Raw genomic sequence first — 19,960 nt, 5'->3', positions numbered from 1 at the left:
GGTTAAGATTGTCCGTTGCCGTCTTGTTGCGATCGCTGTTCAATTAGTTGTCGCAGAGAACCGCTGATGCTGCGGGGTGTGGGAACTTCGCGATTACCAGCGGGCCATCCTTCCCGTTGACGTTTGCGATCGCCATCCGTCTCTTCGGTTTGGTCGTGAAACAAAATTTGCTGCGTAGGAAAGGGCAAGTCGATGCCATTGGCAGTCAGCTTTTCCTTAATCGCAGAAAGTACCTTGTCCCGCGATCGCAGATCGTCCATTCGTCGCGGCGGAGCAATCCACCATCGAGCGCGGATATTGACGCTACTTCCTGCAAGTTCCATCAGCAGCACGTCAGGAGCAGGGTCTTTCAAAACCTCTTCCACACTGTGCAGGGCTTCCATCATTAACTGCTTGGCTCGCTGAATATCATCGCCGTAGCCGATGCCAACATCGTATTCCATCCGGCGTTTATCAAAGGCGGTATTCACAGTAACAGAATTAATGAACAATTCGGCATTGGGAATTACAATCCGGCGACCATCATAGGTTCGGATTGTTGTAGCGCGAGTTTCAATACTTTCTACCGTTCCCTCAAAGTTTTTAAACACAATCTGGTCATCGATTTGGAACGGTTCCGTCAAAAGAATTAGGATACCAGCTAGGAAGTTTTGTAAGATATCGCGAAAGGCAAAACCAATCGCTACCCCGCTAATTCCTAGGAGTTGCACCAAATCGCCTGCTTTAAATGTGGGAATTACAATCGACAAGGCAATAAACAGACCAATCAGAACAGTAATACCCTGCGCTAACCTTCCTAACACCAGTCCCAAATTCCGGGATTGTCGGTGGTTGCGGGTAAGCCGCCTGACCGATCTCTTAATTGACCTCCCAACAAAGAAAAAGATTGCAAAAACAATGAACGCTAGTACCATATTAGGCAGCAGGACAATGAAGTCATTGAGCATGCTCTGAATCTTATCCCAGACTCCGGATATTTCTGCTGTCATAAAACTTCCTCTTGCATCAGTCATTATTGATAGTATTAAAATTAGCCATGTCAAACTCTATCTGAAGGCTGTAGATTACTGTAACGTGAGGCTAATTTAAGATTTACACAGCTACAGTAAATATTGGGGATAGTGCGTTATGCAGAAAGCTAACCCACCAACAATTTTTTTTAAGTGGATATCGAAGCCACATCTTGACCGTTGAGTTTTTGTGCGATCGCATCAAGCACCTTCTGTTCTGCTTCGGAAACCTCTCCGCTACTTTCGGCAATGCGACGGCATTGAGCTAATAGCGGTACTGCAAAGTCGGGGTTAAGTTGCTCTAACAATGCACCCAATGGTTTAGGAGACTTGATGTTAGCAGCAATCCTTTTGAGAGAATCGGCATTTAATTGCAATGCCTTCAATTCTGGCAGAATATCTTCCCAGTTTTTGTTGGGATAACTTGCCAAAATCATGTGAACCATAATTTGATCCATGCCCGCTTGCTGGGCGATCGCCACATCAAGATATTTCTCGCTTTGTTGCTGAATCGCTTGCAGCGTTTCGGTTCCAGGTTCTTCAGTCTCTTCCCTCACTTTGGCTTCGTAAAACTCGCGCGCCGCATATCCCAGCGCGTACAGCATCGTAGCATTCGTACTCGCACCAATCATCGCGCCAGCCAGCGGTACGTTGCGTAAAAAGCCCAAACCAGCTCTCATGGCGTTGCTACCGCCTAGCGCTAACCCAAAAATAGCCAAAACCTCGCCTTTTCGGGCTGGCTGTTGCAAATCCATCCCATAAGCGGCGGCAATTTCATAAACCATTTCGGTTTGAATCGCAGTAGTTGCGGCTAAATCGATCGCCAGCAGTGCAGCCGCGACACCGGGTAAAATGCTGCTAGCAAATCCGACACCACCGGCGCGGAGCGCTTTTTCCACCATAATGCGATGGGCAATTTCGCTGGGATATTCATTGGGATACTTTTGTTGGAGTTCCTTGACTTGAGCTTCGGCTTTGGCTAAGTCGATGCGATCGCTGACCCCAACTAACCAATCAAGTCTGAGTACCCCTGCCACTTGTTTAACAAAGGGAAGATTGCCAACATAAGTTACCGCATCTCCGGTTCCTTGCGTCGCTTGTCCAATCAATCGATAAGTTTGTTTAGCAGCAGCTTCCCCCCAATTAATTGCTGTGTCAACAACCGTTTTGCCTGTATTCAGTGCAGATTCTGTTGTCTCGGCAATGAAATTTAACAAACCAGACTTTTGCTGTGAATTAGTTTCTTTTTTTAGGTTTGATTGGTCATCCATCACTGTTTTTTGAATTAACTACAATACGTAGCCTTCTATAGCAATCCTAAGTGATTTTCTAGATAGGGAAAATCTGAAAGTCTTGCTATACAAGAAGTCTAGGAAGACAAGATGGCGTTGTGTTGTGAGACTCAGATCGGATTGCTATAGCGGGGCTGTAATTGGTATCCAGCCATTCTCATCAAGACTTTGAATCGTCACATTTCGTGCGGAATCGATGATGCCAACCGCTTCGCTGTTAGCCGTCGCTTGTCGCCGAACATTAAGGCCATTCCTCGCAATAACCTGGCGACAGCTATCTGAAGCTTGCGCTAGTAAAGATTCACCTTGAATCTGTGTTTTTTTGTATCAGCGGCGAACGAGGGAGCCACTAAAACCGTTGCCGTTAACAAGATCGAACTTGTTAACCTTGTATATTTTTGCCCTATCCTCTGCTATTGCATCGCTTTATCTCCTTTTAAATCTCTCTGCCAAAACCTTAGAAAAGGTTTTTAGCTCGTTCATCTTCTCCAAGAAATAATGAATCATTATCCCAATGGTATAATAAAATAATTCGACTCGCTCCTGTGGTTGTTAAACTTTCAGGTTTTCTCATCGCTAATCAAGCATAAACGCGAGGTTTGCGAGCGCCAAGAGCAGCACCAATCATTGCCGCTGCCAAACTCAGCAAAGAGCCAAGTAGAAATGACCAAGTAGCTTTAGCTGTATTACCAGCTATATCGCGAACTTGATTTGGGTCTACATTCGGCGCTTGATTGGGTATATTAACGCCGCCCTGTTGTTGTACTTGATTGGCAATTTCTCCAGCATTAGCAGCGGCAGCACCAACAGCACCCGATATCCCGCTTCCTAATAACCAAGCACTAAGTGCTAATGTAGTTCCCCAAAGAATTGCTGCATTCAAAAATGCTGTTTTCTTGGTCATAGGGCCGCAGCTTTGAGCCATCACCCAACCGCCCAAAAATAGGGAAATCAGCAAACTGATAATCGACCAAATTACGACCCCAATACCAACGGAACCTGCATCCGCCCCTGTTGCACCGACGCTTAATCCGATCGCCATTGCCAAAGCGCTTAAAATTAGTTGAGTGCCCAGAGCGATCGCAATTCCTGCCAAAATTGGCCCCCACCTCACTTGGTCGTGGTAATCCACCAGCGGATTGACGATTGTAGGCTCAGTGAGTTGACTGCCCGATCGATCTGGATAAGTCATAAAAGATTAACCCCTGCGTTACGTTGTTGCTTGTTTTCCGTTGATGGTAACTTAATTTTACTTAATAAGTATTACTAGAATATCTACCGAGGGGCATAATATTTTTTAATTTGATTATTTTAATGATCAAAAGTAGTAATTGCGCTTATAAATCGAAATTTCATTCAGAAAAAACCCCAGCCGCTACTGGAGATGTCCTTAATTTTGTAGGATCTCCCGTAGTTGTTGTAGGATGTCCCGTAGTTGAGGTGATAATAAAACCTGAGAAATCCTTGTGAGAGCTTTTGGCCTAAAGGTTGTAGGTTGGCTCAACCCAACCTACGAAGGATTAGATAAATTTATCACCTTTAGTACGGGAGAGCTAAATTCATCTACCTAAAGATAGAAAAATATAAAAAAATATCGCTATCTTGATGATTTTCAATGTGCTGAATCCTTCATAAGAAGGAAGTATTAGAACTGATATCTATCTAAAGTAGGTGCAAAGCTTGATGTAGATACTACAGGAAACAACCTTGAGCAAGATACGGTTGAGGCAACAGACACAGTACGTCGTGAAGAGTTAGATGTAAAAACAGAATGGGAATCGGATCGAAAAAAACGTAATCCGCTTTAAATCAGCAAAATAGTCTCGTTAAAAATGAAAAAATTAGGAGGAGATTTCTCATGTCTAATCGCAGGCATTTACCGTCAATCAGCGTAGCCTTTTTAGCTCTAGCCATTAGTGTCAGTGGCACTGGCTTTGTGCTAAGTTCCCAGGAAGTTGCTGCTCAACAAGCTAAATCGAAATTTCCTGATGTACCGCAGAATTACTGGGCGCGTCCGTTTATTCAGTCCTTAGCTGAAAAAGACATTGTTACCGGATATGTAAACGGAACTTTTAGACCAAAACAGGCTGTGGATCGGGATGAATTTTCGGCGATGATCCGCCAAGCTTTTAATCGAGCCAGCGTTAGAAAGATACCGAGTGGAAGTTACTTTAAGGATGTGCCTAAAAACTACTGGGCAGAAACTCCAATTCAAGAAGCTTATGAAGCGGGATTTATGAATGATTTTCCCGGAAAGGAGTTTCGTCCGAAGCAGCCATTGACTAAGGCACAAGCATTAGTTGTGTTAATGAGGGGTTTAAATATGGATTTTAATCCCCCTGTTGTCAAAAATGATCAAGCTGCTGCAACTCCAGCAAGGCCAACTCCAGTAAATCAACGTCGAAGGGCTAGGAACCGTTTGGCATTTCCCCTCGCAGCGACTGTTTTGATGCAGCCGTTATTACCTGTAGTGGCAAGGCAGCAGCCAGCGGCTGCGCCCGCACCTAAATCGGCTAAGGCTGTTCCACCAACAACGACAAAAGCTGCAACTGCGCCTGCTAAAAATTCGGCATTAGATTTTCTCAATTCGTATTATAAAGATGCCGGGAAAATTCCTAAAGAGGCGGTTGAGCCAGTGGCAGCAGCTACAAAGGCAAAGATAGTGGTCAACTATCCAGATCCCAGACTTCTTAATCCCAACGAGTTGCTGAGTCGGGGTAGTGCTACTGCCCTAATTCATCAAGCTTTGGTCAATCAAGGTCAGATAGAACCGCTTCCAGACAAGGATAGTGCTAAGTACATTCCTAAGAGCCCAAGTCGCTAGTTCTGCCATCAACATTAACTTTTTTACCCCTGGATGCGATTGGCTCGAAACCAGCGATAGCCGTAGGGTTCTAAGGGAATAGAGGGTGAGTCGGCATCGAGAGATTCATAAAGCCGATCGCCAAATAAATCGAACAGAGGGGTGTATTCGTGAGATTTCAGCGTAGCGGTACAAGCTTTGTCGGCTAGATTGTGGACAGCAATCACCCTCCTGCCTTGCCAGTCGCAGCAGTGGGCTAAAACCGAGGGAGAGTCGGTTTCCAGAATTTGCCACTTGCCCCTACCCAACTCAGGACATTGCTTGCGGATGCTGATTGCACGTTCCATCCAGTTAATTAATGAGGCAGGATCGCGCTGCGCTGCGACGACATTGACTTGTTTGTAACCGTATTCTCCGATCGTGATCGCAGGTCTGGCAAGGGCATCAGTTGCAGCCGTCGAGAAGCCACCATTCGGTGCATCTGACCATTGCATCACCGTGCGAACGCTGTCTCGACCTTCCAGCGAAAGGTCATCGCCCATGCCAATTTCTTCGCCATAGCGCAGCATGGGTGTACCAGGCAGGGTGAACAGCAAACTGTAGATTAGTTCAATCCGGCGGCGAGATCCTCCCATCATCGGTGGTAAGCGACGACGAATCCCCCGCCCGAAAATTTGCATCGTTTCATCAGGCGCAAATGCTGCAAAAATTTCCTCTCGTTCCGATGAAGTAATGCGGTCTAGCGTCAGTTCATCATGGTGGCGCACAAAATTAAGCCACTGACAAATATCAGGAATATCCGGTAAGGTTTTTAGTCCATCGCGCAATGCTGTGGATTCTTGGCGCGCCAGGGCCAAAAACAGATGCTGGTTCAGCAAAAAGTTGAACAGGATGTGCATTCTGTCGCCCTTAGCAAAGTAGACAGGAATTTGATCGCGATCGACATTTGCTTCGGCCAGCAACACTGCATCACCCTGACGCGATGACACAAACTCTCTCATTTCTTCCAAGAAACCTCGCAGCTTTTCGGGGTCTGCACCTTCGATGCCAATTCCTTTAATTAAAAACGGAACAGCATCAATGCGAAATCCAGACACACCCAGTTCTAGCCAGAAACCCATAATTTTGCAGATTTCTTCTCGTACCGCCGGATTGGCAATATTTAAATCTGGCTGTTCTTTATAGAAGTGATGCAAATAGTAAGCGTTTGCTTGTTCGTCGTACTCCCAAATACTGTCCTCGACATCGGGAAATATCAGTTGTTCTGGATCGGTTTTGGGTGGATTTTCTGACCAGACGTAGTAATCGCGATACTTGGAGTTTTTATCGCTTTTGGATGCAACAAACCAAGGATGCTGATTCGACGTATGATTTACTACCAGATCGATCAGCACGCGAATTCCTCGTTCCTTTGCTTGGTGCATGAACTCGACAAAATCTCCCAGGGTTCCCAGTCGCGGATCAATGTTGTAGTAATCCATCACGTCGTAGCCATTGTCCCGGTTAGGGGAAGGATAAAACGGCAGCAACCACAAACAAGTAATTCCTAGGGCGGATAAATAGTCTAGGCGGTTGATAAGTCCCTGAAAGTCGCCGACACCATTGCCGTCCGAGTCCATGAAGGTTTCAACATCGAGGGAGTAAACAATTGCGTTTTTATACCAGAGGTCTTTCATAACAGTCTATTTCTTAATAGAGAAACTGTGTAACATGGCTGTGTTAAGAAACCCGGTAACAGGGTTATTTAGAAATCTGAATGCTACGGCTATAGCTCATCTTTCGGAATATGAACCTAAGTTTTGTTTGTTTGTCCTGATTCAAAATCTATCAATCTAAAAATAGATGAAATATCTCTCAATATAATAAATTAATTACGAAAAAAAAACGGTTGATTAGGCTAACTACCATTAGCAGGAGCGATCGCTACCAATTTCCGATTAGATGTTCATCCTAATAGCCACCTTGTTTAGCTTGTAGCTGCACTGTCTTCGCTCTCTTTCGCCAAGACAGTGCTTTCGCCACCAACCTTAGTTAAATCGGTCAGCCCTTGTCAGTCGTGATGGCATAGGAGTTGTGTTTGCCTTTAGCGATCGCCACTGCTGCCAACTAATCCTCTACCCAATTGAGTAACCCAAGAGAAGTAACAGCTCCAAAAAAGTGAGCGCCAATCAGATTGACATTTGCCATCGTCACAAAAATATCTAGGGAACGAATCACATTTTCTGGCGCATAAGCTGCCATCGCTTGGGGCTGACTAAGAGTTTTCGCTAGCACTACAGCAACTGTTTCTTCAGAAGCGACAAACGCGATTAATACCCCCACCAAACTAGAAACTAATCCAATCCGTAAGGTGTGAGTAATATGTTCTTTGCTGGGATATACCTGGGAATTTTCGGCGTGCAAAAGTCGCCCTAAAAGCCTATAGCGAAAATCCCAAAAAATTCTAAAGCACAGCAATAACAGGCCAATTATTGCTAAAAATACCCCGAAACCAATACCTGCATTATTAGTTTGTTCGCTCATGTTGCGACCCAACATAGCAAATAATAAAACAATGCCGGAAACAGCACCAAAGAATAACTGTATCCAGAAGCTAAATCTACTAAACAAGCGAAAAGTTGCGACGAATTCGCTTTGGGTCAGCGGTTGCGGCAAGGATTCTGGTTGATTCAGTTGATTCATTATATACACCTTATTGCTGAATTGATCGTGAAAGCAAACGACGTAAGAAATAGGTTCTGCTTGTCTTCCTGTCGCAAGCGATCGCCTTGTGGTTAGCTATTAGAGTTTTCCTGAAAAGTCAGTTAAGGGCAGGACAGGATGCCGGATGTTTGGGAACCAAATTCCGCAATTTCCGGTAAATAAAAGGTTGAACTCAACACAGCAACTGCCGTTGTGGTTGATTTGATTTTCCTAAAATCCTCCCGGTTCTGAACAATCAACTTCTGGCGACAATGGGAATTTATAGTCTTAAAAATCGACTTAGGCAAAACGTCTATTGTTTCTGTTTACCATCTCAAAAGCTGCTTCAATCTCTATTTAATCTAACTAGCCCAACCTTGCCATCTGTCTGATGCCATAAGAAAATATCCTCCTGATGGAAGATGATTGAGGAAAAATTTATGATAAAGCTTTGAGTTAAGTGCGATCGCACTATTGGCGATCGATGCTTGATTCCCAACAGCTGCACTGGGGCGCATCCATTCTTGCAACTTCCATAAGCTAGTTAGGGCAGTTATTGCAGATTTGTCAGATATATCATTATGAAAAAGCAGGTATTTTTGCTTTCCGTTTACACCTTAGCTCTTGATAGCATTATGATTTTTTTTGACATTATTTTTAGGGTCGCCAATTCTAATTGTTATTCTAACTTTGGTTAAATAAAATTTAATCAAAAATCTACTATACCGCTGGCAGACTCCTCCATCATGGAAGCCATCTCATAGCCTCTAAAGCTATATTTGTCAAGCCCAATAAATGTGAAATTTATTACTCAATCAACCGATGACACTCCCGCTCAAGACAGATTTAAAAAAAATCTAAACAAGCTAATCTTTAAGTTAATAAATAATCACATAAATTATCTGTTTAAGAACTCAGTTAGCTGGACAGGAATGCACTATTGGGTATGGCAGCAGTCGTTAACAACTAAATTGTCAAAAAATATGAAACGGGACAACTCACCCACCGACAGCATTAAACACTCAATTGGACAGGCAGCTTCTCATCCCTGGTTTGAGCGACTGGCAAGATTGGGATATGCTTCCAAAGGCTTAGTTTACTTTATTGTCGGTTTTCTAGCAGCACAAGCAGCCTTTAGTATGGGCGGCAGGACAACAGATACTAGCGGTGCATTATCAGCAATTGTTAACCAACCGTTCGGTAAATTTCTGCTATTTCTTGTAACAATTGGCATTATTGGTTATGCCCTTTTGCGTATCGTTCAGGCAATTCTCGACCCAGAACACCAAGGACAGAAAATGGATGCCAAGCGAATTGCCCAACGCATTGGCTACGCCTTAAGTGCTTTAGCTTACGCAGGTTTAGCTTTAACGGCTGTAAAACTGATAATGGGTTCGGGCGGTGGTAAGAGCGATACAACCGAAGATTTGACAGCCCAAATTTTAGCGCAACCGTTTGGAGAATGGCTGGTAGGATTGGCAGGCTCAATTGTTATTGGTGTCGGTTTTTCTTATTTCTACCAAGCATATAAAGCCAAATTTCGCCGCCATTTCAAGCTAAATGAAATGAGCCAAACCGAGCAAAATTGGGCGACACGGTTGGGTCGATTCGGAATTGCTGCCCGTGGAGTTGTTTTCGTTATAATCGGTTTTTTCTTAATTCAAGCAGCAAGGCTATCGGATGCCAGTCAAACGAAAGGATTGGGCGATGTGTTGGGAATTGTGGCACAACAGCCTTTTAGTCCAGTGATTTTGGCTCTAGTACCTTTGGGTTTAATTGCCTATGGCATCTACTCGGTAATTGAAGCTCGCTATCGGCGAATTTTCGGTTCATAAGCTTGCCCGTTATGCAGAAAGTTATGAATTTTGAGTACAAGATATTTTTTACTTCTCTAACTCAAAAGTCATAACTTTTACAAGGCATTTTGATTAAATCACCTGCTTTTAATTCTGGATATTTTAACTCAACACTCAGGGCGGGCACGGGGAGTAGGGGTCGCACCGCCCCTACTCAACTCAAAACTCCTAAAAACTTATGGCACAAATTGGTTATCATGCTTCCCACGAACAGTTTAAGCCCAGCGAACTGCTGAAATATGTCCAAATGGCAGAACAAGCTGGCTTTACCCTTGCCCTTTCTTCCGATCACTTTCATCCTTGGAGTGAAGCGCAAGGACAAAGTGGTTTTGCTTGGTCTTGGTTGGGTGCAGCAATGCAAGCAACGCCGACGCTTTCCTATCGAGTGGTTTGCGCTCCCGGACAGCGGTATCATCCGGCTATTATTGCCCAAGCTGCGGCAACGTTGGCAGAAATGTTTCCCAATCGTTTTTGGCTCACGGTTGGCAGCGGTCAAGCGTTGAACGAACATATTACTGGGGATAAGTGGCTTACTAAAAGCGATCGCAACGCGCGCCTCAAAGAATGTGTCGATATTATCCGCGCCCTTTGGGCAGGAGAAACCGTCACCCATCGCGGTTTAGTGTGCGTAGAAGATGCAAAACTCTATACCCGCCCGGAAATTCTCCCATTAATTATCGGCGCCGCAGTTACCCCAGAAACCGCAGAATGGTTGGGCAGTTGGGCCGATGGATTAATTACTACTTCTCGCCCACCTGAAAAGTTAAAAAAAGTCGTCGATGCGTTTCGGCGCGGTGGCGGAGAAGGGAAACCAATGATTTTGAAAGTGCAGCTTTCCTATGACAGTAATGCAGAGAAAGCACTACAAGGCGCTCATCATCAATGGCGTAGTAACATCTTCAAAAGCAAAATGCTGACAGAACTGATAACACCGGCTCAATTTGATGCCGCCGGGGAGTTTGTGCAACCAGAGGAGTTATATCAACACGTCCGCATCTCGGCCGACCAAGAGCAGCATATTGAGTGGTTGCAAAAAGATATTGAATTGGGGTTCGATCAACTAATTTTGCACAATGTTAACCGATCGCAAGAGCAGTTTATTGAGGTGTTTGGCGAAAAAGTAGTGCCAGCCCTGACAAAAAGTTGATGGTGGAAAATCAGTATGTAGATGCGATCGCTTTTAGGATTGATACTGCTTCAAAAATCTATTCTTCCTGTTAAGCTGTTCTGCCTTTAAATTGTATGTCAAAAAAAATTAAAGTCTTGTGGGGAGTAGGGGTTGGGCGTCCCGCCCGCCCTCAATATGCAATTTAAATGCGCGACAGCTTAGCAGCACTACCAGCAAGATATTTCGTAGCTTCCTCATTATTAGGCAGCGGTTCGACTTGACCTTGATAAACCAAAGCTTGATGAATTAGCGCCGTAGCACTCCCCCAACTGAGCAACTCGGTTGGATTAAGAACTCTGGGGTCTAGATAGTTGACCGGGATATTTGCTTTTGTCGCTGCGGCCACTTCATCAACCACATCTTTAAGAATTTTGTCGGCATCTTTATAATAGGATTTGACAACTTCTGATGCCGCACTCCCAGAAGGTGCACTTGCAGTTGTTACGGTTGTTGGTGGAGCACTTTTAGCAGGCGTAGACTAAGCCTACCGCGATAATACTGGTAATAACGGCTGCATCAAAATAGTCGAGGCGAGGGGAAATACCAAACGATTCCTAGCTATTCGACGTTGTTTTGCCGGCACTGGACTGGGAGCAGCTTGACTTGTTGCTGCAACAGGGGGATTGTAATCTCAATTCAGACCCCTCATTACTGATGACTGATGACTAATGACTAATAAAAACAAATTCCCCGGCCTAACCAGGGAAGGAAAGATATTAAAAAAAGTAATGTTGTTTTAATAAATTGAATTTGCCAAAAAGCGGCGATAATTTAGTAGCAGCCCTTGTTGAGTTGAGAGCGGACGCCGGGGCGGGCAGTCCAGTGTAGATGCCGCACCCGATCGCATTTTCCAGTCTCAAGAAAACAGTTGCATTCATATTTGAGTACCAGTTAAGCTTGGCTGCTGTTGCGAGTCTGGCTAGCCAGCTCCAACAGTTGCGCCCAGCGTTTTTGGACTTGTTTGGGAGTGCATTTGAGGGCGGTGGCGATCGCCTTGTCGCTTTCTTGATTCCGCTTCATTTCTAACAGTTGCTGCATTTCCGGCGACAGTTGAGCGCGAAACGCTTCCCATTTGTCGGAAGTCATTCCCAGCTTTTGATCCACATCAGCACCCAGCCATTCGTGCACGAGTTTCCAATTTTGAGTGCGGGCAAATTTTTCGACGTGGTACTTGAAACGTTGTTGCAAGTAGTCGCGCTGGCGGGAAGACAAACCGAGCACGCGGTCAATTTCCGAAGCCGAAAGGTCTTGCAATTTTAAAGTTAAGTAATTCACGCATTCTGGCTGATTTTGCGCTTCCAGATAGGCGATCAATTCCGAGACTACTCGATCGCGCAGCACAGCATCAGCCGGATCGACAGTTTCCGATACCATTTGCTCGCGCACTTGTTGCAGCGCCGGAGAGCGGCTGTAAATTTCCGCATCTTCTCCCTTGCCCGATTCTACAGCCATTTCAATGTCGATCGCAGTTTCGGGAGGCTGGCCCTTGGCAAATCCTTGAGCACGCAACACGATCAGGCGTTGGCGGTTGCGGCCCGGTAAGCCAATTTGGCGCTTGGCGTAGTGTTCGGTGAAAGCCATGTACTCAGCCAATTCTAGCTGCGTGCGGGGCTGGTAGGTAACATCGAGTTGGTGTTCGCGGCGGAAAGCTCGCAAAGATTCGATGTAAAAGCCTTGCAAAAAGTCTTCAATCATGTTGTAGCGAGCTTGGAAGTTCAAGTTCGATCGGAAAGAAGCAACATGGCGGTAAATCATGGCCGCGAGGTGAGAGTGCAGTTCGACGCGGCCTTGTTTGGAACCGAGGCGGTAGTATTGCAGGGTTTTTTGCAACCGGTGCTCAGCCAAGGTGATTTGCCAAGCTTCAACTTCGCCGGAAATTTGGATGCGATCGCTTTTTTGGCAAATCCGTTCGACTTCCTTAGCAATCCGCATCGCCACTGCTTGAGCGCTGCGGCTGGAAGTTTTCATTTCCGCTTGCAATTCTTTGAGGGCGAAGTTAGCCAAAGCGAGGATATCGATGCTTGGAAGAGAATTGATTTCGGCGGTTTGTTCTGGAATGCTGTTGAGGTCAGAAGCGGTGTTGCAGTTGACGGTGTTGGTGGCAGCTTTGACAGTCATGGCGTTTATCTGGTGGTAGGGCACAGCGGGTGTGCGAGGACATTTGTTAGAGAGTGAGGCGGCAGTTGCTGGCGGTTTCGCTTGCTGTGCTGATTCAACTCTCTATACATTGAATGTTACGGAAGTAGAGATAACCGTAGTTATGCCAGTGTTCCACTCTCTCATGCAACAGTTTTTGGCTGCTGAATCTGATTCTAATCGCTGGCTGTGGAAGATTGGTTTTATTGCCGTTAAAGCCTTACTTTACAAGCATTCTGAGCTGTTATGTGCGTGGGGCGATCGCCAGGAAAACTGAGGGTGCTGCGAGGCCGCTGAGTGGACAATCTAATAACTGGCTATTTGAGGGGGTTTTGGCCGTTAGAGATTGTGGAATCGAGACTTGGCAGAGTGTAGCTAACTGCAATGTCTTCAGAAGCTACGCAACAGCAGTTAGGAAACCCGGTTAATTTGGAAATTTGATCTTATCCAAGAAGGAAGAAGGAATCAGAAAGAAGCACAGAGAGCTTTGTTTGCCAACAATTCACCCTGATTCTTTCTCTAATACCAAAGTCACGGGCCCGTCATTCTCGATCGAGACTTGCATCATCGCTCCAAACAAGCCTGTTTCGACTTTTAAGCCGCTCTGGCGCAACTTTTCGACAAATTTATCATAAAAAATTTCGGCTCTTTCAGGAGCCGCTGCTCGGTCAAAGGAAGGCCGCCGACCTTTGCGGCAGTCCCCATAGAGCGTAAACTGACTGACAACCAGCAACTCGCCGCCGATGTCTTGTACCGACTTGTTCCAGCGCCCGGTATCCGTGGCCGAGTCGGGAAACAAACGCAATTCTAGGCATTTGCGAGCCATCCAATCGAGTTCTGCTTCGGTGTCGGTGTCTGCAATACCTACAAGCAAGTTAAGTCCGCGGCCAATTTTGCCAATAATTCGATCGTCTATTTCGACTTGAGATGATTTGACTCGCTGGATGATGACTCGCATGGAAAATTAGAAATGCTTAAATTTAAAACTAAAAATCAAAAGGTTATAGCAATCCTAAATCATTCAGATAAATTTGTAGGGGTAGTGCTACCCCTACTCCCCGTGCCTACCCCCTATCTATCGGGGCAACCACGGGGAGTAGGGGTCGGATTGCCCCTACAATAATTACGCAAATCATTTAGGATTGCTATAACTTCCCTTTTTAAGAGGAATTATGAAAAGAAACCCGGTTTCTCGGATAAATCTTGGTTTTAACCGCGAAGTCTCGACGAAAAAACCGGGTTTCTAGCCAGCGTATGTGTGTTCTGTTTAATTTTCAACCTTTAGTTTTTCCCAAAACCTTTGCCGCGATTGATTGAAGGCATACAAAGACAGTTTTCGAGTTGCGATCGCAAAGTCTCAGTATCCAAACCCTGACCGATGAGAACAAGCTGGTTTTTGCGATCGCCTTTCCACTCGTCGTCATCCATCGTAAATCGCTTCCCGCTCAAGTGAAAAATATGCCGTTTGGGACTTTCTTCAAACCACATAATTCCTTTGGCGCGAAACACATTTGTTGGCAGTTGTTTGTCTAAGAAATATTGAAATTTTCTCAGAGAAAACGGCTTGTCACTCTGGAAAGAAATTGAGGTAAATCCGTCATTTTCTAAATGGTCGGAGTGGTCGTGACCGTGATGGTCGTGACCGTGATGGTCGTGATGGCTGTGGTCGTGATGGTCGTGATGTTCGTGATGTTCGTGATGTTCGTGGTCGTGATGTTCGTGATGTTCGTGGTCGTGATGTTCGTGACTGCTAGGAGTTTCTTCAGATTGGAAATATTTGTCCGATTCAAACAATCCGACGCTGAGGACTAGGGGTAGGGGAACTTGCGATTTTACTGTTCGCAGAATTCGAGCACCTTCTTTGACATCCCGAATCTTAACTTCCAACAAATCTAAATCTGCTTCTTCAACCAAATCAGTTTTGTTGAGGATAATTATATCGCCGTAAGCTATTTGACTGTAAGCTGCTTGAGAGTTGAACAAATCTAAGCTGTAGTTAGCTGCGTCTACTAATGTAACTATCGAATCGAGACGAGTCAGGTCGCGCAGTTCTGTGCCTAAAAAAGTCATCGCTACTGGCAGCGGGTCGGCGAGTCCGGTTGTTTCGACTACCAGATAATCGAGATTTTCTTGACGTTCCAGAACTTTGTAAACTGCATTAACTAAATCTTCATTAATTGTGCAGCAGATGCAGCCGTTGTTCAGCTCAACCATGTTGTCGTCGGTGGTGACAATCAGTTCGTTGTCGATGCCGATTTCGCCAAATTCATTTACCAAAACTGCTGTTTTCAAACCCTGCTGGTTGGTCAGGATGTGGTTGAGCAGGGTTGTTTTGCCGCTGCCGAGAAATCCTGTAATGATTGTAACGGGTAAGCCGTGTTTGGGAACGTCCATCGCCAGTTCTGTCTCGGACTGAGTTGTAGATTGCATAGCTTAACTGTCAAATAATGTCGATCGCACTTTCTTTGTGGTTCTTATTGTATCTTAATTAGGACAAGGCCTCGTCAACCCAGTTTCTCTGATAAATGTTGGGTTTGGTGGCATGATATCTACGCATCAACCGGGAATCAGCCCCAGAGTGCAAAATAAGTGGGCCGCTAATTATCGGCAATTGCTAACGCGGTCGATCGCACTTTTTTATTTTTTTGATAAATTATTGGTCCTGAGTATATGTCGCACTTAGGCTGCAACCAGTTTTCCCGGTAAATCCAGCAGCGACAAATTTGGGGCAGAATCAAGCTGAGTGCGATCGCCCAATTCCCGCTACTCTATAATAATTTTAATGATCGAGCTGCGTAAAATATTTAAATCTCAACTATCAACGAAAACAGGGCGGTGGCTAACAACAGCCACCGCCCTCAAGATAGTATTGTGCTATCTAAGTCTGTGCTTACGCAGGAAGCAAGACTGAATCAATAATGTGGATGACACCATTATCAGCAGCAACATCGGCTGTTGTAACGGTAGAATCGTTAATTTTGACGCCATTGGAAGCATCAATTTTAACTTCTGAACCTTCCACTGTCTTGGCAGATTTTAGCTTCACCACATCAGCGGCAAGAACTTTGCCAGAAACGACATGATAAGTCAGGATTTTTGTGAGCTTAGGAATGTCCTTAAGCAGTGCTTCTACAGTACCTGCGGGAAGCTTAGCAAAAGCTTCGTCAGTAGGCGCGAAAACTGTGAAGGGGCCAGCGCCTTTGAGAGTATCTACTAAACCAGCGGCTTGGACGGCAGCAACTAGGGTTGTAAAAGAGCCTGCCGAAACGGCGGTATCAACGATATCAGCCAAGTGAGTCACCTAGTTTGTGTAATCTATAAATCACTATAACGCTAAAAAGTTAATTTAGCTACATTAATTTTTTCTCTAGTTCTGTCTGGTTTTCTGATTATTAACATAGGATTTTTTTATTTAACTCCTTTCATAAAATACCTATCTAAAGGTAGACTTAACTTCTCCACTTTTACTGTATTTTAGTTGAGCAGTGTAATCCTCAATACATTAGTAAAAAGCTCGCCCCAGCAGGGTGTTGAAAGTAAACGCAGGGGCGAGACAGCATCACCCCTGCTAGGGCATTTTGATTAACTTGGCCAAACATTTAACATCCAGCGCAGCGCTAACACATCACAAAAACCCGCCACCCCGACTGAGAGCAACAGTTTGGGAAATCCCGATCTAAACTGTTAACAACCATTAACTAACGGACGGGTGACATGAGATACAAACTACTAGGTCACAGCGGACTTCGCGTTTCCGAAATCTGCCTCGGAACCATGACTTTTGGCGAAGAGTGGGGTTGGGGGAGTTCCTACGACGAAAGTCGGAAAATGTTCGACGCCTTTGCAGAAGCGGGCGGCAATTTCATTGATACCGCGAATCTCTACACCAACGGTACTAGCGAAAAATATGTCGGTGAGTTCATCGCAGCCGATCGCGAAAAATGGGTAGTTGCCACTAAGTATAGCCTCAACATGAAGAATGGCGAAATCAACGGTTTCGGCAACCACCGCAAAAATATGGTACAAGCAGTAGAAGCAAGTTTGAAGCGGCTGCAAGTTGAATACATAGATTTGCTGTGGCTGCACGCTTGGGATTTTACCACACCCGTCGAAGAAGTAATGCGCGCTTTTGACGATTTGGTACGCGCCGGCAAAGTTCTTTACATCGGCATTTCCGATACGCCGGCTTGGATTATTTCTCAAGCAAATACGATCGCCCACCTGCGCGGTTGGACACCATTTATCGGCCTACAAATAGAATACTCCTTAAAAGAGCGAACTCCCGAACGGGATTTGCTACCGATGGCAAAAGCCTTTGATATTAGCGTCACAGCTTGGAGCCCCTTAGCAGCCGGCTTGCTGACTGGAAAATATAACACTTCAGAAACCGCCAGCGAAGCTAAACGGCTTAATTCACCTGAATCGGGCAAAATTAACGAACGAGATCTCAAAATTGCTGACGAAGTTAGCAAAATAGCCGCCGAAATTGGCAAACCTGCTTCTCAAGTAGCCCTAAATTGGCTGATCCAACAGCCAGTCGAAGTTATTCCGATTGTGGGTTCGCGCAAACTCTCGCAACTTCAGGAAAATCTCGCTTGTTTGGAGTTTGAATTAACTCCCGAACAAATGCAGCAGTTAGACAAAGTAAGCGCTATTGAATTGGGTTTCCCCCACGATTTCTTAAAGAGTTCGATGGTGCAAGATTTTGCCTTTGGAGGAGGAATCGCCAAAATTGACAGCCGCCGACTCTAAAGTTGCTGCTATTTTCTAGTCGCGGATTTAGGTAGATATTTTGCCTTTGATTGCAGATATCGGCGAACCCGCCCTTAGAGGGATGATTGACATTTGTGCTGTGGGCGCGAGGTTAAACTGACGCCCACAGCGCAAATGTCATCATCTTGGTTTCTTCCCACAGACTCGCCCAAAATCTTAGGTTTATCGTTGTGGTTGCCTAGTTTCTGTGGTATTGTTGAGACAGGTACTTTTCGGTGAGTTTAACCTCACTCAATAAACTGTCAATTATTAATCTATCGGAAGTCAGAAATCCCTAGCGCGACTTGGTATATTAGGATACAAATTTACCAAGTTAGCGATCGGATGAGTTAAAACACAGCAAGGTTTGTCAAATCAAAAAGCAACATAAGCTTGATGGCAAATTTTCTATCATCTCCAAATAATGCAATAAAACTCGCTCTTTTTTCACCCCGTACCTGCCAGTTAAGAGTGATTTCACAAGTTCGATCGGCATTTTAACGGCTTTTGAACCCAGTATGCAAGCTAAGCGCGTTCTGAGATAAAACTCATCCTTCAGATAGAAGTAATCACAGAAAAACTGGGTTACATTTAACAACAATAGCAAGTCTAACCATATTAACTTATCTCCAACTTTCACTTTTGAAAAAAGCAGATAAGTCTATTTTTCCGCTGCTAAACATTTTGTTTGTTTGGTTTAATGAATGCGGCGCTTGCTCGTCAATAAAGTCTCTCTGATCGATGCTTGCGACTTTCAGTAAGACACTGCTGAGAAATATATCCTACTGACGGATTTTAACTGACAAATTTTCGTTGACAAATTTCAGAGGCTAATATGTCGCCCCCAGAAAACTCAGTAAACAATAATTATAGCAATAAAAATTCAGCATGGGAGATCCGATTTACCTCTATAGATCCAGCAAAATCGCCCTCTCAATTCGCACCCTCGGCCGCATTGCGCGCCAACTTATCAACAACTGATGCTTTAGATGCACCAGATTTAGTTTGCGTGTCTCATTTGCGGTGGAATTTTGTCTATCAGCGTCCGCAACATCTCTTGAGTCGCTGTGCCAAAACTCGTCGCGTATTCTTTGTAGAAGAACCTGTGTTTACCGCGGCTACAGATTGGTGGCTTGATGTCAGCATCCACGAAAGCGGAGTCTGGGTAATAGTACCGCACCTGAGCGAAGGAACCAGCGAAGCAACAGCACAAACTGCTCAGCAGGCCATGCTAGATGATTTGTTTAGAGCTGCAGACATTAGCCAGTACATCCTCTGGTATTACACACCAATGGCTGTCAGTTTCACAAGCCACTTAAAGCCGCTAGCTGTAGTCTACGACTGCATGGATGAACTGTCAGCATTCCAAGGCGCGCACCCGGATTTAAAAGCAAATGAAAACCAATTATTAAAGCGCGCTAGCGTAGTATTTACCGGGGGACACAACCTTTACGAAGCCAAACAGCACCAGCACCCAAACATTCACCCCTTCCCCAGCAGCATCGAAAAAGAACACTTTGCGACAGCCAGGAATCTTTCAGAAGAACCAGCGGATCAAAAAGACATTCCTCACCCGCGTTTGGGATTTTATGGCGTCATAGACGAACGCATGGATATCGAACTGCTAGCGGGCATGGCCCAAGCAAAGCCGGACTGGCATTTAGTCATCATTGGCCCGGTGGTGAAAATCGATCCGGCAACTCTGCCAACTCACCCAAATATCCACTATCTCGGTGGCAAATCTTATCAAGAACTGCCAGCGTATCTTGGCGGGTGGGATATCGCCACGCTGCCTTTTGCGATTAACGAATCGACTAAGTTTATTAGTCCCACGAAAACTCCAGAATACCTCGCTGCCGGCAAACCGGTGATTTCTACTCCTATCCGCGACGTGGTGCGGCCCTACGGAGAAAACGGCTTGGTTAGGATTGCTAGCAATTCTGAAGAATTCGTTGCTTGTGGTGAAGAAATCCTCAGCGAAAGTTCGGACGTTCGCACGAAGTGGCTGAGCGAAGTAGACGCCTTTTTAGCAGACAATTCTTGGGACAATACCTGGGGCGAAATGCTGGCGTTGATCGAAAGTGCGATCGACGATAAAAAGCAGAAAGCCGAAGGCAGGATGAAAGTTTTAAGTTAGGAATGTTGAGGTTGAAGTTAAAGAGTTACACGTTACGGATTCAAAAATTAACACTCAACACTCCTCGCTTTATGTCCAATTACCCATTATTCCTTACCCTTACCCTTACCCACAATTAGAGGTG

17 protein-coding genes are annotated in these 19,960 nt (G+C 45.2%); 6 read left to right on the top strand and 11 right to left on the bottom strand.

What is annotated here, in order from left to right:
• Nucleotides 1-2 precede the first annotated feature (2 nt).
• From QUB08_RS09275 to QUB08_RS09265, 3 genes are all read right to left on the bottom strand, one after another.
• A complete protein-coding gene (locus QUB08_RS09275; protein ID WP_333224478.1) occupies nucleotides 3-947 on the bottom strand; it encodes a mechanosensitive ion channel family protein in 945 nt (314 codons plus the stop codon).
• 212 nt (nucleotides 948-1,159) lie between these two features.
• Nucleotides 1,160-2,281, bottom strand: a complete 1,122-nt coding sequence (locus tag QUB08_RS09270) for a hypothetical protein (protein ID WP_333224477.1) — start codon at nucleotides 2,279-2,281, stop codon at nucleotides 1,160-1,162.
• A gap of 601 nt (nucleotides 2,282-2,882) precedes the next feature.
• Nucleotides 2,883-3,494, bottom strand: coding sequence for a hypothetical protein (locus tag QUB08_RS09265; RefSeq protein ID WP_333224475.1), 612 nt, complete (start codon nucleotides 3,492-3,494; stop codon nucleotides 2,883-2,885).
• Between the two features lie 666 nt (nucleotides 3,495-4,160).
• Here QUB08_RS09265 and QUB08_RS09260 point away from each other — a divergent pair.
• A complete protein-coding gene (locus QUB08_RS09260) occupies nucleotides 4,161-5,126 on the top strand; it encodes an S-layer homology domain-containing protein (protein WP_333224474.1) in 966 nt (321 codons plus the stop codon).
• Between the two features lie 23 nt (nucleotides 5,127-5,149).
• On the opposite strand, the gene QUB08_RS09255 is transcribed toward QUB08_RS09260, so the two are convergent.
• The 3 genes from QUB08_RS09255 to QUB08_RS09245 all read right to left on the bottom strand — a co-directional run bounded on the left by QUB08_RS09255 (nucleotide 5,150) and on the right by QUB08_RS09245 (nucleotide 8,305).
• Nucleotides 5,150-6,781 carry an alpha-amylase family protein gene (locus QUB08_RS09255; RefSeq protein WP_333224473.1) on the bottom strand — a complete coding sequence of 544 codons (1,632 nt, stop codon included), beginning with the start codon at nucleotides 6,779-6,781 and terminating at the stop codon, nucleotides 5,150-5,152.
• 430 nt (nucleotides 6,782-7,211) lie between these two features.
• The gene (locus QUB08_RS09250) at nucleotides 7,212-7,787 is read right to left on the bottom strand and encodes a DUF3611 family protein (RefSeq protein WP_333224472.1); all 576 of its coding nucleotides are present in this window, start codon (nucleotides 7,785-7,787) and stop codon (nucleotides 7,212-7,214) included.
• Nucleotides 7,788-8,149: 362 nt separating this feature from the next.
• Entirely contained in the window at nucleotides 8,150-8,305 is a 156-nt protein-coding gene (locus QUB08_RS09245) for a hypothetical protein (protein ID WP_333224470.1), read from the bottom strand.
• Between the two features lie 465 nt (nucleotides 8,306-8,770).
• Here QUB08_RS09245 and QUB08_RS09240 point away from each other — a divergent pair, with 465 nt between their 5' ends.
• Both QUB08_RS09240 and QUB08_RS09235 read left to right on the top strand, forming a co-directional pair.
• Nucleotides 8,771-9,622, top strand: a complete 852-nt coding sequence (locus tag QUB08_RS09240) for a DUF1206 domain-containing protein (protein ID WP_333224468.1) — start codon at nucleotides 8,771-8,773, stop codon at nucleotides 9,620-9,622.
• A gap of 199 nt (nucleotides 9,623-9,821) precedes the next feature.
• On the top strand, nucleotides 9,822-10,790 hold the full coding sequence (locus tag QUB08_RS09235; protein ID WP_333224466.1) for a TIGR03885 family FMN-dependent LLM class oxidoreductase: 969 nt from the start codon (nucleotides 9,822-9,824) through the stop codon (nucleotides 10,788-10,790).
• Nucleotides 10,791-10,953: 163 nt separating this feature from the next.
• Here the strand turns inward: QUB08_RS09235 and QUB08_RS09230 are convergent, their stop codons facing one another.
• Together QUB08_RS09230 and QUB08_RS09225 are read right to left on the bottom strand one after the other, a co-directional pair.
• On the bottom strand, nucleotides 10,954-11,169 hold the full coding sequence (locus QUB08_RS09230; RefSeq protein WP_333224465.1) for a hypothetical protein: 216 nt from the start codon (nucleotides 11,167-11,169) through the stop codon (nucleotides 10,954-10,956).
• A 533-nt stretch (nucleotides 11,170-11,702) separates the two neighbouring features.
• Complete coding sequence (locus QUB08_RS09225; protein WP_333224463.1) at nucleotides 11,703-12,929, bottom strand: HetZ-related protein; 1,227 nt, start codon at nucleotides 12,927-12,929, stop codon at nucleotides 11,703-11,705.
• 31 nt (nucleotides 12,930-12,960) lie between these two features.
• Here QUB08_RS09225 and QUB08_RS09220 point away from each other — a divergent pair, with 31 nt between their 5' ends.
• Nucleotides 12,961-13,224, top strand: coding sequence for a hypothetical protein (locus QUB08_RS09220; protein ID WP_333224462.1), 264 nt, complete (start codon nucleotides 12,961-12,963; stop codon nucleotides 13,222-13,224).
• Nucleotides 13,225-13,449: 225 nt separating this feature from the next.
• Here the strand turns inward: QUB08_RS09220 and dtd are convergent, their stop codons facing one another.
• The 3 genes from dtd to QUB08_RS09205 all read right to left on the bottom strand — a co-directional run bounded on the left by dtd (nucleotide 13,450) and on the right by QUB08_RS09205 (nucleotide 16,239).
• The gene (gene dtd, locus QUB08_RS09215) at nucleotides 13,450-13,905 is read right to left on the bottom strand and encodes a D-aminoacyl-tRNA deacylase (protein ID WP_333224460.1); all 456 of its coding nucleotides are present in this window, start codon (nucleotides 13,903-13,905) and stop codon (nucleotides 13,450-13,452) included.
• Nucleotides 13,906-14,228: 323 nt separating this feature from the next.
• Nucleotides 14,229-15,377, bottom strand: a complete 1,149-nt coding sequence (locus QUB08_RS09210; RefSeq protein ID WP_333224459.1) for a GTP-binding protein — start codon at nucleotides 15,375-15,377, stop codon at nucleotides 14,229-14,231.
• A 460-nt stretch (nucleotides 15,378-15,837) separates the two neighbouring features.
• Complete coding sequence (locus tag QUB08_RS09205) at nucleotides 15,838-16,239, bottom strand: fasciclin domain-containing protein (protein ID WP_333121095.1); 402 nt, start codon at nucleotides 16,237-16,239, stop codon at nucleotides 15,838-15,840.
• Nucleotides 16,240-16,661: 422 nt separating this feature from the next.
• Here QUB08_RS09205 and QUB08_RS09200 point away from each other — a divergent pair, with 422 nt between their 5' ends.
• Both QUB08_RS09200 and QUB08_RS09195 read left to right on the top strand, forming a co-directional pair.
• On the top strand, nucleotides 16,662-17,699 hold the full coding sequence (locus tag QUB08_RS09200) for an aldo/keto reductase (protein WP_333224458.1): 1,038 nt from the start codon (nucleotides 16,662-16,664) through the stop codon (nucleotides 17,697-17,699).
• An 835-nt stretch (nucleotides 17,700-18,534) separates the two neighbouring features.
• Complete coding sequence (locus QUB08_RS09195) at nucleotides 18,535-19,836, top strand: glycosyltransferase family 1 protein (protein WP_333224457.1); 1,302 nt, start codon at nucleotides 18,535-18,537, stop codon at nucleotides 19,834-19,836.
• The last annotated feature ends 124 nt before the right edge of the window (nucleotides 19,837-19,960 follow it).

This window comes from Microcoleus sp. BR0-C5 (assembly GCF_036705045.1).
Lineage (GTDB): Bacteria > Cyanobacteriota > Cyanobacteriia > Cyanobacteriales > Microcoleaceae > Microcoleus.
This window is presented reverse-complemented; position numbering and strand designations above follow the sequence as displayed.

Bases quoted from the DNA above. Each gene is read 5' to 3' on its own strand.
- QUB08_RS09240 (WP_333224468.1), top strand. From the start codon at position 8,771: ATGAAACGGGACAACTCACCCACCGACAGCATTAAACACTCAATTGGA.
- QUB08_RS09250 (WP_333224472.1), bottom strand. From the start codon at position 7,787: ATGAATCAACTGAATCAACCAGAATCCTTGCCGCAACCGCTGACCCAA.
- QUB08_RS09245 (WP_333224470.1), bottom strand. From the start codon at position 8,305: ATGCGCCCCAGTGCAGCTGTTGGGAATCAAGCATCGATCGCCAATAGT.
- QUB08_RS09210 (WP_333224459.1), bottom strand. From the start codon at position 15,377: ATGCAATCTACAACTCAGTCCGAGACAGAACTGGCGATGGACGTTCCC.
- QUB08_RS09270 (WP_333224477.1), bottom strand. From the start codon at position 2,281: ATGGATGACCAATCAAACCTAAAAAAAGAAACTAATTCACAGCAAAAG.
- QUB08_RS09200 (WP_333224458.1), top strand. From the start codon at position 16,662: ATGAGATACAAACTACTAGGTCACAGCGGACTTCGCGTTTCCGAAATC.
- QUB08_RS09260 (WP_333224474.1), top strand. From the start codon at position 4,161: ATGTCTAATCGCAGGCATTTACCGTCAATCAGCGTAGCCTTTTTAGCT.
- QUB08_RS09265 (WP_333224475.1), bottom strand. From the start codon at position 3,494: ATGACTTATCCAGATCGATCGGGCAGTCAACTCACTGAGCCTACAATC.
- QUB08_RS09235 (WP_333224466.1), top strand. From the start codon at position 9,822: ATGGCACAAATTGGTTATCATGCTTCCCACGAACAGTTTAAGCCCAGC.
- QUB08_RS09225 (WP_333224463.1), bottom strand. From the start codon at position 12,929: ATGACTGTCAAAGCTGCCACCAACACCGTCAACTGCAACACCGCTTCT.
- QUB08_RS09275 (WP_333224478.1), bottom strand. From the start codon at position 947: ATGCTCAATGACTTCATTGTCCTGCTGCCTAATATGGTACTAGCGTTC.
- dtd (WP_333224460.1), bottom strand. From the start codon at position 13,905: ATGCGAGTCATCATCCAGCGAGTCAAATCATCTCAAGTCGAAATAGAC.
- QUB08_RS09195 (WP_333224457.1), top strand. From the start codon at position 18,535: ATGTCGCCCCCAGAAAACTCAGTAAACAATAATTATAGCAATAAAAAT.
- QUB08_RS09255 (WP_333224473.1), bottom strand. From the start codon at position 6,781: ATGAAAGACCTCTGGTATAAAAACGCAATTGTTTACTCCCTCGATGTT.